The sequence below is a fragment of the Planktothrix paucivesiculata PCC 9631 genome (assembly GCF_900009265.2).
GTDB classification, from domain to species: domain Bacteria; phylum Cyanobacteriota; class Cyanobacteriia; order Cyanobacteriales; family Microcoleaceae; genus Planktothrix; species Planktothrix paucivesiculata.
In genome coordinates this window covers 175,218-188,806 of record NZ_LR735018.1, presented here as the reverse complement: position 1 = coordinate 188,806, position 13,589 = coordinate 175,218, and the positions used below count along the sequence as shown (strand labels likewise).

The 13,589-nt window shown below is 39.8% G+C and carries 13 protein-coding genes; 8 read left to right on the top strand and 5 right to left on the bottom strand.

Annotation, left to right across the window (positions count from 1 at the left end; genetic code table 11):
• The first annotated feature begins 62 nt into the window (after positions 1-62).
• The 6 genes from PL9631_RS27400 (at position 63) to PL9631_RS15010 (ending at position 5,616) form a co-directional block, all read left to right on the top strand.
• Positions 63-1,466, top strand: a complete 1,404-nt coding sequence (locus PL9631_RS27400; protein ID WP_083621539.1) for an adenylate/guanylate cyclase domain-containing protein — start codon at positions 63-65, stop codon at positions 1,464-1,466.
• A 121-nt stretch (positions 1,467-1,587) separates the two neighbouring features.
• Positions 1,588-3,060 (top strand): MBOAT family O-acyltransferase, encoded by a 1,473-nt coding sequence (locus PL9631_RS15030; RefSeq protein WP_083621538.1) that lies wholly within the window; start codon positions 1,588-1,590, stop codon positions 3,058-3,060.
• A 232-nt stretch (positions 3,061-3,292) separates the two neighbouring features.
• Entirely contained in the window at positions 3,293-4,291 is a 999-nt protein-coding gene (locus tag PL9631_RS15025) for a sigma-70 family RNA polymerase sigma factor (RefSeq protein ID WP_083621536.1), read from the top strand.
• A gap of 68 nt (positions 4,292-4,359) precedes the next feature.
• Positions 4,360-4,848: a GNAT family N-acetyltransferase gene (locus tag PL9631_RS15020; protein ID WP_083621535.1), complete on the top strand. Its 489-nt coding sequence runs from the start codon at positions 4,360-4,362 to the stop codon at positions 4,846-4,848.
• 68 nt (positions 4,849-4,916) lie between these two features.
• Positions 4,917-5,123 (top strand): glycogen debranching protein, encoded by a 207-nt coding sequence (locus PL9631_RS15015; protein ID WP_083621533.1) that lies wholly within the window; start codon positions 4,917-4,919, stop codon positions 5,121-5,123.
• Positions 5,124-5,397: 274 nt separating this feature from the next.
• Entirely contained in the window at positions 5,398-5,616 is a 219-nt protein-coding gene (locus PL9631_RS15010; RefSeq protein WP_083621531.1) for a hypothetical protein, read from the top strand.
• A gap of 91 nt (positions 5,617-5,707) precedes the next feature.
• Here the strand turns inward: PL9631_RS15010 and PL9631_RS15005 are convergent, their stop codons facing one another.
• The 5 genes from PL9631_RS15005 to PL9631_RS14985 form a co-directional block, all read right to left on the bottom strand.
• A complete protein-coding gene (locus tag PL9631_RS15005) occupies positions 5,708-5,890 on the bottom strand; it encodes a hypothetical protein (protein ID WP_083621529.1) in 183 nt (60 codons plus the stop codon).
• A 97-nt stretch (positions 5,891-5,987) separates the two neighbouring features.
• Entirely contained in the window at positions 5,988-7,547 is a 1,560-nt protein-coding gene (gene lysS / locus PL9631_RS15000; RefSeq protein ID WP_083621528.1) for a lysine--tRNA ligase, read from the bottom strand.
• 271 nt (positions 7,548-7,818) lie between these two features.
• Positions 7,819-9,888: an elongation factor G gene (locus PL9631_RS14995; protein ID WP_083621526.1), complete on the bottom strand. Its 2,070-nt coding sequence runs from the start codon at positions 9,886-9,888 to the stop codon at positions 7,819-7,821.
• Between the two features lie 179 nt (positions 9,889-10,067).
• A complete protein-coding gene (gene grxC / locus PL9631_RS14990; protein WP_083621525.1) occupies positions 10,068-10,382 on the bottom strand; it encodes a glutaredoxin 3 in 315 nt (104 codons plus the stop codon).
• 653 nt (positions 10,383-11,035) lie between these two features.
• Positions 11,036-11,797, bottom strand: a complete 762-nt coding sequence (locus tag PL9631_RS14985) for a PspA/IM30 family protein (RefSeq protein WP_083621522.1) — start codon at positions 11,795-11,797, stop codon at positions 11,036-11,038.
• A gap of 442 nt (positions 11,798-12,239) precedes the next feature.
• On the opposite strand from PL9631_RS14985, the gene PL9631_RS14980 reads away from it, so the two are divergent.
• Both PL9631_RS14980 and PL9631_RS14975 read left to right on the top strand, forming a co-directional pair.
• The gene (locus PL9631_RS14980) at positions 12,240-12,665 is read left to right on the top strand and encodes a response regulator (RefSeq protein ID WP_231516740.1); all 426 of its coding nucleotides are present in this window, start codon (positions 12,240-12,242) and stop codon (positions 12,663-12,665) included.
• 171 nt (positions 12,666-12,836) lie between these two features.
• A partial coding sequence (locus PL9631_RS14975; RefSeq protein ID WP_197046381.1) for an Hpt domain-containing protein occupies positions 12,837-13,589 on the top strand: 753 nt, incomplete at its 3' end.

The following is a 13,589-nucleotide window of genomic DNA, read 5'->3' as shown; positions in this document are numbered from 1 at the left end:
GAGGAGACAGGACTGGAATTATTGTTAATTTAAAACAAGATATTTGTAGGAGTAAGCCATTGATGTCTGAACAAGTTAAATTATTTTTAAAACTTTTGAATGCCCGTCTTTCTCGAAAGATTGCCATTTGGGTATTTTTGAGCTTAGTCATAATCGAAATTGTGATTCTGATTCCTTCAGTCTATCGATATCAGCAGGAACTTTTAAGACAACTTCCTGCTATGTCTGCGAGTAAAATTGCCTGGATGGTTGAAACCTATCCTTATAGTTCTAATACTGAACTATTAAAACAGTTGAGCCATTTACACCATTTGAATCCTGATATTTTGGGAGGAGCGGTTTATCAGCCCACGGGGGAGTTAATGGGTCAATTTGGTGAGTCTCCTACTCTAACATTTTCCCAAGCTATAGAGGGGAAAAAATTATATTTACGTCAGCCGAAAGGCGATCGCTATGATGTAGCTGGTAATACGGTTTTGAGCAAACATAAATATATTGTGATTATTCGTCATGATGCTTCTGATATTCAGACCCAAGTTTATGCTTATATTTTAAGAATTGCGGGTTTAGTATTAATTATTTCGGTTTTTGTTACCTCAGCGACTTTATTTGTATTAGGGAAAAATGTGATTCTGCCAATTATCAAACTCCGTTTAGATTTGATTGAAGCCGGAAAAGCAATTGTTGATAACAAACCCGTCCCCAGATTTTATTCAAGTTTAACTGAAAGAAATGATGAACTAGGGGATGTTATTGTCACCTTTAAAACCATGTTTGAAAAAATTTACCAAGCTACCTTAGAAAGAAATCAAGCCGAAGCTGAACTACGATTAGAAAAAGACAAATCCGAGAAATTATTACTGAATATTTTACCCCTAGCGATCGCGGAAAAACTCAAAAAAAATCAGGGATGTATTGCCGATCGATTTGAAGAAACGACGATTTTATTTGCCGATTTAACAGATTTTACTGGCATATCTTCTCGCAGTTCTCCCACACAAATAGTAACCATTTTGAATGAAATTTTCTCGGAATTTGATCGCCTGGCAGATAAATATGAATTAGAAAAAATTAAAACTATTGGGGATGCTTATATGGTGGCTGGGGGTATCCCCATTCCTAAATCGAATCATGCCACAGCGATCGCAGAAATGGCCCTAGAAATGCAACAAATCATTCAAACATTTAGGTATAATGATAGTCAATTATTAAATCTTAGAATTGGGATTAATACAGGGCCAGTAGTTGCTGGAGTAATCGGATTAAAAAAATTCAGTTATGATTTATGGGGAGATGCGGTTAATATTGCCTCTCGGATGGAATCTCAAGGTTTACCCGGACAAATTCAGGTCAGTCACACCACCTATCAAAAAATTAAAGATAGTTACTTACTCGAAGAAAGAGGCATAATTACCATCAAAGGTAAAGGCGAAATGCGAACCTATTGGTTAATGGGGAAACAATAAATTCTCTCTCCTGATTAATCTATGACCCATTCCCGATATAATAACAAAAGCAACGATAGACAGATATTCTCATCCTCCGTTTGTGATGCCACCCCTTAAAATTTTATTCCCACAATAATTCATGACCTTTATTTCAATTACCTACGGACTATTTTTATTAATTTTATTAGGATTATATTGGATAATTCCTTGGAAATCCTGGCAACTTTTTATCCTATTAATCTCCAGTTTGGTTTTCTATTCTACCCTACAAATTCAATATATTCCCTTACTCTTACTTTGGACAGTATTTAACTTTGGTTTAGCATTAACCATTGTCGAACCTCAAGAATGGGAAATCCCTCATATTTCTTGGAATCGTCGTCGCTTCTTTTTACTGATCTTAGGAATTCTCACTAATATCTTAATTTTAGTTGGGTTTAAATATTTACCTTTTATTTTCAGTAACCTGGGAACAATCTGGAATATTCCTATTATTATTAATACCGGAAATTGGATTGATCAATATGTTATTGCCCCCTTGGGATTAAGTTTCTTCTGCTTTGAATTAATTGCTTATTTAGTCGATGTTTATCGAGGCGCACCCGCCGCCACTTCCCTCCTAGAATTTACCGCTTATAAACTATTTTTTGCCAAACTCATCTCCGGGCCAATCACTCGTTATCATCACCTAAATAATCAGTTTAAAACCCTGAAATTTCCCGTACCCGAACAAATAGCCGATGGATTATGGTTACTGGCTAGGGGGGCAATTAAAAAAGGGCTTTTAGCGGATAATATTGGCATTTTAGTTGATCTGAGTTTTAGTAATTTACAACGGGCTGGAAGTGGGGATTTATGGTTAGCAATTTTTGCCTATGGGTTGCAATTGTACCTAGATTTTAGTGGTTATGTAGACCTAGCCCGAGGAACTGCATTACTCTTAGGATTAAGTTTACCAATTAACTTTGATTCTCCCTATTTCAGCACCAGTATCGGAGATTTTTGGCGTCGTTGGCATATTACATTAGGGGATTGGTTACGCAATTATTTATACTTTCCCTTGGGCGGTTCTCGGGTGGGATTATTCCGCACTTGTTTGAATTTAATCCTGGTTATGTTAATCGCCGGAATTTGGCACGGTGCCGCCTGGGGATTCATTATTTGGGGAGGATTACATGGGTTAGCATTAATGGTTAATCGACTCACAGAAGCCCTATCTAATAAATTATCAATAAATTGGATTTGGAAAAGTTTACCCGGAATTTTAATCGCTTGGTTTATGACTCAATTAATGGTATTTACCACTTGGATTTTTTTCAGACTTCCCAATTTAACCGATTCTTGGTTAGTGATTAATCGTTTATGGGGTCATACCGCCGATGTCCAGTTTGCCCATAAAGTTTATGTGGAAGCGTTGGGTTTGGAAAGACAGCATCTGGTGATATTATTATCCTCTGTTTTTGGATTAATGGCGATGACCACGCTCCTCAACCGAGGGTTAAAATTAGAATTAAATTGGACAGTAAAATTAGCCTTAGTTCCCTTGAGTTTCTTTACCGTTTGGTTATTAGCACCCGAAGGCGGTTTACCCTATATTTACTTTGATTTTTAAGCTGTTTCTTATATCAGTCTTTAGACTGAAAACCAGAAATCCTCTGATCAGCACCGATTAACGCTCTCAATGGGTTCTATAATAGAATGAGCATCAAAGAGTTATCACGAGTATTTCCTGATCTTCTCATGGGATTGAAGATGATTATGATGCGAAAAACTCAAAGCGGACTGTTCAAATTTTAGATCGCCAAAACCATTCTGTCATGGCGAATCTTAACCGGGAGGATACAATGAATCCACAGAATGCTACACTTTTTCCGATTATGGAAGCGACTGCATCTGGAGATGACGCCATCGCCGCACTGTTCAAACGAATGGCGCGTTATCCTTTACTCAAACCTAATGAAGAAATAGAACTCGCCCGTCATATTCAAAGTTTAGTTAAAATTGAAGCCCTACAAACTCAACTTACCCTGGAATTAGGACGTTTACCCACTCCCGCCGAACTGGCAACTTTAGTGGGAGTCACCGAAATAGAACTCAAACATTGTTTACTGTCGGGAAATGCAGCCAAAAATCGCATGATTAGTTCTAATTTACGGTTAGTAGTTTCTATTGCTAAACGTTATATTAATCGAGGTGTTCCCTTATTAGATTTGATTCAGGAAGGAGCATTAGGACTCAACCGCGCCACAGAAAAATTTGATCCCGATAAAGGATATAAATTCTCCACCTATGCCTATTGGTGGATTCGTCAAGGCATTACCCGAACTATTGCCAATCAAGGGCGGACAATTCGCCTACCTGTTCATATTGTTGAACAGTTAAATAAAATGAAGTTAAGCTATCAAGAATTAAAGCGATCGCTGCATCGAAAACCCACTCAAACAGAACTGGCTACGGCGATGGGAATTAGCCCAGAACAAGTAGTATTACTCGAACAAGTTCACCGCAAATCCCTCTCTTTAAATCATCGGATTGGTTCGGAGGAAACCTCAGAATTAATGGATATTTTGGAGGATCAAGAAACCCAAACCCCTGAAGACCAAATGAATGAAGTCATGATGCGTCAGGATTTATTAGAGGTTTTAGCCACGGTTTTAACCGAACGGGAAAAAGACGTTTTAGCCCTGCGGTTTGGATTAGTGACGGGGGTTCCCTATACCTTAGAAGAAGTCAGTGCAGTTTATAATTTATCGCGGGAACGAGTCCGACAAATTCAAGCCCGAGCCATGCGAAAATTGCGCCGTCCTAATGTTGCAGAACGCCTCAAAGGGTGGATCAGATAATCAATTGATGAGGGATTAAAATTGGTGTATAATGATTAAGAATCAAACCCTTTCTTGTCATTATTTATATGTCTAAGCCCGCAATTGTACGACCCGCAACGATAGAAGATATTTCGGTTTTATTTGAGTTAATTCAAGCCTTAGCCGAATATGAAAAGTTATCCCATGAAGTTACAGGAAATTCCGAAACCTTAAAACAACATTTATTTGGATCTCCTAGTTATGCGGAAGCTATTTTAGCAGAAATTGAAGGAAAAGCCGTGGGTTTTGCTCTGTTTTTTAATAATTATTCTACGTTTTTAACCCAACCTGGAATGTATTTAGAAGATTTATTTGTCCTCCCTGAATATCGTCGTCAAGGGATGGGAAAAGCATTAATCACTTATCTAGCAGAATTAGCCGTATCCAGAGGATATGGACGGTTAGAATGGGCGGTTTTAGACTGGAATCAACCCGCTATTAATTTGTATCAAAAAATTGGAGCCAAAATTTTACCCGACTGGCGGATTTGTCGTTTAACGGGAGACTCCTTAACAAAATATGGAAAACATCAATAGGCAAATTATTCGCGATTTAATATAAAATGAAGGCAATTTACTAATATGAGATGAGGAGAAAACCTACAATGATTATTTGGGTAAATGAACAACTTGACCCAACTGGAATAGTCTACTCTTGTATTGCTTGTTCTGATGAAAAGCAAGCTCAAGACTGTCACGAATCCTTTCAAAAAGACCTCACGGAAACCCAAAAACAAGAGGGTTGGGTGGCGGTATTAAGAATCGTTGAATCCTGGGATGATGTTCCTGTCAGTGCTTTAAAATTAAACTAAGTTATCATCCATCAGACAAATCGCTGACTATCGGTGATTTAGATCACAAAATTATCTCCAAAGAATCACAATTCCTCCTGAAGTTTAATCACGCCCCTAAATCCCAAACTTTGAAATAATGAGAATAAAGTTCAACGCCACCCGCCTCCTAATTCAACAATTTTCCTGGGACTCACAGCTAAAATTGAACTGAATTTCTGCTGAAACTGTGGACTTTGAAAGATGTTCAATTCCCCGTCATCACATCAATTCCGCTACCCCAACCCACCAGATCATGGAAGCACCCATTTGCTTGATTGAGTCAGGACTCAGTGAATTATTCGCCAAAATTCACGAAACAGGTCAGGTTACCTTAGCTGACCGTTATGGACTATTAGCCGCAATTTTTGATGATAATTTAACAGAAGAAGAATTGCGATCGCTCTCTCGAATTTATCGGGCTATTACTCGGAAACAAATCGAAGTTGTAGACGAAATTTCCACTGTTGAATAGCCCATCTATCGCTTAAAATACCCAGGATAAGGTAACAAAAATTTTAGGATTAATAGCCTCCATTCCTCTAATTTTCAATTGGCGTGAACAATTAAAAGTTGACGCCCAATTGATTAACTATATTTTCAATAAATACAGCCGATGGAATTTGACTCACGGGTGCGGGTAGCATTTCACCTCGGAAATCTAATACAGACACGATTAATAAATAAGCTAACGCCAAAAGAATTGAAATCGCACCCGTAATATAAGCAATAATTTTTGAACGTTCCATAAATTGAGTTTTTCCTAGTTAAAACATAATTTCATCAGGACTTACGCACCCAACCAAAGCCCCCCCTTAGCAAGCAGAGCGGGGCGTGAGTTGGGGTTTATAAAGTTCGCATGGTGGGGAACATAATCACATCTCGAATACTCGCAGTATTAGTAAATAACATCACTAATCGATCAATTCCAATCCCCATTCCGCCACAATTTGGCATTCCTAAAGATAGCGCTTGAATAAAGTCTTCATCCATCGGATGAGCTTCTTCATCCCCAGCATTTTTCTGAGCTAATTGTTCTTCAAATCGTTGGCGTTGGTCTTTGGGATCATTCAATTCCGAAAACCCATTAGAGTATTCCGTCCCGTGAATAAATAACTCAAACCTTTCTACAAATCCCGGTTTAGAACGATGACGTTTGGCTAGGGGACTGACTTCCACCGGAAATTCAGTAATAAAAGTTGGCTGAAGTAATTCAGGTGAAACTAATTTATCGAACACCGCATAAAGCACATATCCTAAACTTTGGATTTCCAGTTTGGATAAATTTAACCCTAGAGTTTCCGCCGCTTTCAAGGCTTCATTTAGGTCTAAAGTATCAAAATCTAACCCAGTTTTTTCCCGTACCGCTTCTACCATGGTTTGAACTTTCCAATGGGTTCCCGTAAAGGTAGGATATTGTTCAGAATAATTATATTTCCGTTCTAAACTAATCCCATCTCCTTGATAGTTAAATTCCATATTATCCCCAAAAAGCTCCGCCGCCACCGCACAAATTAAATCCTCTATCAAAGTCATTAAATCAAAATAATCCGCGTAGGCTTGATATAATTCAATGGAGGTAAATTCCGGGTTATGGGTGCTATCAATCCCTTCATTCCTAAACACTCGCCCAATTTCAAAGACCCTTTCAAACCCGCCACAAATAGCCCGTTTTAAATGGAGTTCCGTGGCAATTCGCAAATATAAATTAATATCTAAAGCATTATGATGGGTAACAAAAGGACGGGCCGCCGCCCCGCCATAAATCGCTTGTAATACTGGGGTTTCCAATTCCTCAAAACTATTATCCCATAAATAAGTCCGAATTTTTTTAATTATTTGATTCCTAGCTTTAAAGGTTTCTAAGGATTTAGGGTTACTAACTAAATCAATTTCTCGATTTCGACGACACAGTTCAGGATCATTAATTCCATAATAGGAATCAGGAAAGGGCATCGTTGCTTTAGAAACAATAAAAATCCGTTCCACTTGTACGGATAATTCCCCTCGGTTGGTGCGACAACCAATACCATCGGCGGCAATAAAATCCCCTAAATCGAGATATTTTTTCACCTGATTAAAAGATAATCCCGTTTCACCCGTGACTATTTTTTTCTCTAGTTTGAGTTGAATAGTTCCCGCAATATCGGTTAACCCAATAAACCCAATACTGCCACTATCCCGTTTAAAAGTAATTCGTCCACAAACTTTTAAAGGAATAGCATCGGGGTCACTTTCTCCATCGTTTAAGGTTTTCCCAGGTTGTGCAAATAAATCTTTAATCTCTTGGGTCGTATGTGACCGTTCAACCGAGTGACTCGGATAGGGTTCTATTCCTAATTCTCTCAATTCATTGACTTTCTGAAAACGAACTTCTACTTCATTGCGGGTTTCATTGGTCGCCATGTTTATGATTTCCTATATCAATTTAAGCCTAACCTTTTATGATAACATCGATGGGTTATGGTTTCAAATCATGCCGTTTTCCTCGACTATTGGGTAAAGCCTATTTTTTAAATATTAGGACTGACACACATCACCGCCATAAAAAGTAGGGGTAATTCATGAATTACCCCCACATCTAGGGTGACATACCCCAAGGGGCGAAGTCCTGTAAATATTAGGAAAACAGGGAAACATCACACTTTATTGTTATTCCCCTGTTGGGATTTAAAAGTTATGATTTCCCATTACCATTGCCATTTCCCTTCACCGTTGCTAAAATCCGTTCCGTTAACTTTTCAGGAACTTCCTGTAAACGATCAAATTGCCAATTAAAATAACCCACTCCTAAAGTTAAAGAACGCAATTCTACAATTAAATCCTGCATTTCTGCTTGAGGAATATAAGCAGAAATCTTATCCCATCCCTTCCAGTCCGACATCGGTTCATAACCTAAAATTTGCCCCCGACGTCCGGTAATTAACTGAAACATTTGGGAAGTAAAATCACTGGGCGCGCAAATTTCAACCGATGTTATGGGTTCCAATAAAATTGGCTCGCATTTCTCCATTCCCGACTGCATCGCTAACCGAGCAGCTTGTTTAAAAGCCTGTTCCGAACTATCAACCGCATGATAGGAACCATTCGTTAATGTCACCGCGATATCTACTACGGGAAACCCTAACGGCCCTTGGTTTAAATAATCTCGAACTCCCGTTTCCACCCCCGGAATATATTGACGGGGAACCACACCCCCCACAATGCTTTCACCAAAATTAAATCCCTCGCCCCGGGTTTGAGGTTTAATATCTAAATACACATCTCCAAACTGTCCATGACCCCCACTTTGATGTTTATAGCGACCATGGGAATTAGTGGTTTTGCGAATAGTTTCTTTATAGGGAACACTGGGTACATGGGAAACCATAGGTAAATTATATTTACGCCGTAACCGATCTAAAGTTACTTGCAAATGAATTTGACCTTGACCCCATAAAATAATTTCGTGGGTATCACTATTTTGTTCCCAATTTAATGCCCGATCTTCATCTAACATTTTAGATAAAGCCGCACTAATTTTAACCTCATCCTTGCGATTTTCCGGGGTAATTGCCCATCCATAAACCGCAGGTAATAAACTTGCTTTGGGCAAGGGATTTTTTAACCCATTGGGTTCGGAAGTTAAGGTATCTCCGGTTTGAATTCCTTCCATCCGTCCCAAAGCCACAATTTCCCCAGTTTGTGCCGTTTGTACGTTTTGGGTTTGTTGTCCGGTCATCCGATACATTCCCCCGGGCCGTACCCCATTTAAGGTCATGCCTTCGGTGAGTTCCCCCTGCCAAACCCGCACCAGGGAAAGTTTACCGCCTTGGGGGGTATAATAGGTTTTCAAAACTTGGGCAATGGGCAAGCCTTCCGAGGATTTTAGCCCCCGACGTTCTGCGGTAATTGTTGGTTCTGGAGCTTCCCGAACTAACGCATCCAGCAGCGCCCGCACCCCCTGATCCTGTTCGGCCACCCCAATTAAGACCGGGACAATTAAATCCGCCCCCAATTCCATTTTTAAATCTTTAACAATTTCATCTTGAGGCGGTTCAATTTCTTCTAATAGTTCTTCTAATAAATGATCGTCAAAGTTCGCCAACTCCTCTAACATGGCTTGACGGGCAGCGTGTTCAGCCTCTTTTAAAGACTCGGGAAGGGGCACGGGATCGGAAGCAGCGCCGGAATGATAATGATAGGCTTGTTCCGTAATTAAATCAATAAAACCGACTAATTGTTCACTATGACCAATGGGATATTGTTGGGGAATAATGGGGCGAGTGGAAACGGATTTTAAAGCATTTAGGATTTCGGTAAAACTATTAACGCAGCGTTCCTCATTGGTACAAACCCGATCCATTTTATTAACAAAAACTAGATGGGGAATTTCCCAATCATCTAAGAATTTGAACAGGGGAGATAGGGTTAAAATCCGACCGGGATCAGCTTCACAAACCACAATAGCTAATCCCGTACCAATTAAAGCATTATAGGTTTCTTGGACAAATTCTACAGAACCCGGACAGTCTAAAAAGGTAAAGCGAATGCCGCCATATTCGGTACTAGCGGCATTCACTTCTACACTCATATTTCGTTCTTTCGCTTCTGGAGAACTATCCCCAACCCTATTCGTCTCCTTAGCTGTTCCTTTGCGAGAGATAGCTCCACTCACCGATAAAATACTCTCTAGGAGTGTGGTTTTACCACTTAAATAGGGGCCAACAATGGCAACATTACGGAAGTTTCTGACAGTTTCTGACATATCTTTTGCTCCACGAATATAAATTATGAATTGTAGTTTCTCAATTTGCTTACTCTATTAATTTATATTGTTTTTGCCACAATTTAACGTCTTGTTAATCAAAAAAAATATTTAGCCCTAAGTTGTTGGGCTTTAACCCTAATCAAGAGTTGGCTCAAGCCCAACAACGGCTCCACAACTTATAAAGCAGGTTCAGCTAATAGGGGGTCTAATTTTTTTTCTCCATCCAATTGATAAAGATCATTACAACCTCCAATATGATGATCGTTAATAAAGATTTGGGGAACTGTGCGCCCTCCCTTCGCCCGTTCAGCCATTTGATTTCGGGCGGCATCATCTCCATCTATTTTATATTCGGTGAAATTAACTCCTTTCCACCATAATAATAATTTAGCCCGAATACAATAGGGACAAGTTTGCCAGGTATAAATTTCAACAGTCGCTTGATTTCGTTCAGGATGGCGACCGAATAAAGCATTAAGAGCATCTAACATAAGTAAATTCCTGGGGATAAACAGACTTTAATTTTAACTTTAACCGATTTCTAATTTTATGGTGGCGATCGCCTAAACTTTAATTAAAAATTATAATTAAATCGTTTAAGCTGTGCTTTAATCTTATTAATTAACTTAAATTCTTTAAAAATTAATCCGTAATAATGTAAAGTAAATAAAATATTAATTACAAAAAATCCCAAGGTTAAAATAGACCTAAATACCGTGGAAAAATTGAATTCCGAAATCATCGTAAAAACCGAAAAAACAATCGAGCAAAGCCCAAAGCCCGCCGCAAAGGAACTAAGAATCAGTAAACGTACCTTAGCCATCATTGAGTTAAACTGGGGGATAAAAATTAAATGCAGGAGCCGATTCGGTTATTAAGTATAAGTACCGGATCAAACTGATTATCACTATACAACCAAATTTTCAAAGATGACTTAAGGAACCGGAGTTTTTTCCAAATAGCAGTATTCCCCACTACCCATTACCCATTACCCATTACCCATTACCCATTACCCATTACCCATTACCCTATTTCCAGACAAGGGCTTTCCATCAAACTTTGGGAGTCAATGGCGACTGTAACACTCCGTTACCCTTGACCCCTGACAAAAAGCCCAAACCCGATAAAACCAAGGAATTCACGCTTACATTTTCTTTAACTCCTCTTTCAGCTTTTCCAACTCATCATCCACAGGAACATTAGGGGTTGCCGCTGTTTCTCCCGGGGGTAGGGAGTGGGGAGCGGGGCCACCAGAAATCGCAGCTTTCAGGGCCATTAATTCATCATCCACATCGCTTCCGGCTTCCAAGGCGGCAAATTTGCTTTCAAAATCCGAACCCCCCAATTCTTTGGCCGCTTCGGAACGGGCTTCCAACTGCATCACCTTTTCTTCCATCCGTTCAAAGGCTGCGGTCGCTCCACTGGGATTAATACCCCCCAATAAACCCTGTAACTGCTCATTGGCCTTAGCTGCTTGCGCCCGGGCTTTGAGCATATTTTTCTTGGTTTTGGCTTCGGAAATTTTGCTCTCCAACTGAATTAAATTGCGCTTGAGGGCATCCACCTGACCCAATTGTTGATCCAGAGTCAATTTAATGGTATTAGCCGTTTCCGTGTAGCCTTTTTTGCGCTGTAAGGCTTCTCTAGCTAACCCTTCTTCCCCTTTTTGCAGGGCTAACTTGGCGCGAGACTCCCATTGATTTGCTTGGGACTGGGCTTGGTTATACTGTTGTTCACTGCGTTTTTGAGTGGCGATCGCTTGAGCAACGGCCTGACGCAACTGCACCAGATCTTCCTGCATATCAATGATCGCCTGTTCCAGAATCTTCTCTGGGTCTTCGGCTTTGTTAACCAGATCATTCAAATTGGCTCTGACAAGACGGCTAATGCGATCAAATAATCCCATGACGCTGTTCTTCCTTTGACGGTGTACGGTTTTTGATTACCTCTATTTACAGTTTAACGCGACTTCATCATCCTCGGAGAAGACAAGATTAGCCAACTAGGGGGATTTAATGTCCCAAAAGGGAATTCCAGAACAAATTTAGTCCGATGGAAACTGGTGAACTGTTAACTTTTCAAACAGGGTTGATATTTTATCGAATAAGTTGATTTATAATTGAAACATCGTGATTTTTAGGGGGAAAGCTGTCCCCGTTAATAGCGGGCAAAATCGACCCAAGCAGAATTTTTTAAAACAGGAGCAATCAGAGTCTTTTTCTAGTCTTGATCCCTGAAAATAGGTGAGGGGAGACGTTAAAAAACCCATCTGATTAACTTCCTAGTTATGACCGGATGGTAAACATACCCAAATCGGCATCTACTATGCCAATATAGGAGCGATAAAAATGCAAACTATTTGTGCCCTATCCCCTCAAGGAGTTCGTGTTATGAAACGTATTTTAGTCGTTGATGATTCGGCAACGATGCGAAAAATGGTCATCGTCTCCTTACGAGATTTAACTGATGTCAGTTTTAGTGAAGCTGAGAATGGTTTAGAAGCGATTGAAAAAATGGAAATTGCTCCCTTCGACTTAATGATTTTAGATCTGAATATGCCCGATATGCACGGTTTAGAAGTTCTAAGATTTGTTTTGGCACATCCGAGTTATCACGATACCCCGATTGTGATTCTCACCACAAAAGGTGATGAAAAAAGTCGAACTGAAGCGATCGCCGCCGGGGCAGCTTGCTATTTAACCAAACCCTTTCAACCTAAATTCCTTGCCAGTCATATTCAAGAACTACTCAATTCAGTGGTCAGTCATGAGTAATCAGTGATCGGTGTAAGCATCAATCACAGAATCAGTCAAAAATTAAATTTCAAATCTTACGCTAATCTTTGACCAAACTTACACTGATAACCCGTGGCTCTCATCCCGATTACCGATAACTTTTACACTGATAAATGATAACTAATCACCGATAAATGATAACTGATTATTGTGTCTAATTCAACTGAAAATAATTTTTTCGAGGACTTTTTAGAAGATTATTTTGCAGAATGTGAAGAACATTTAGCCGTCGTCAGACGAGAACTTCTAACCCTTGAATCCTGGATTGATCAATCTCATATTGAACGCTCTAGCCTCAATGAATTGTTCCGTTGTTTCCATTCCATTAAAGGGTTATCAGGAATGGTGGGAGTGGGTTTGGCGGAAGAATTAGCCCATGAAATGGAAAGCTATTTACGAGTATTACGCGATCAACAAATTGCCCTATCTGCTGAAGGATTTGATGCCTTAATTAAGGGAACCAAACTACTCGAACAAGTCATCAGTTGTCAACACTCCCAAACCCCGCCACCGGATATTACCGACAGCATTAACCAACTAAAGGCGGTAATTCCTAACGAACAGCAATCCCCCTCCGGCTTAGTCACTCCCCTAGAATTAAAACTTAAACCCCAAGAACAAAAAGAACTTGATCAAGCCCTAAGCAACGGGGAACACCTCTGGCACTTTGTTTTCACACCGACTAACGAACTTTCTGCCCAGGGCATTAGAGTCAATACCATTCGAGAACATTTACAAACCTTGGGTCAATTCATTTATGTCGCCCCCCGCATGAGTGAGGGCAACAAAATCCTATTTGATTTGATCTTAGCAACATCCTCCAGTGAAATTCCCCTTCAAGAAACCGAGCAACCCGGCCTAACTTGGCAACCCTACTTAACAACTCCACAACCCGCTCCCCCT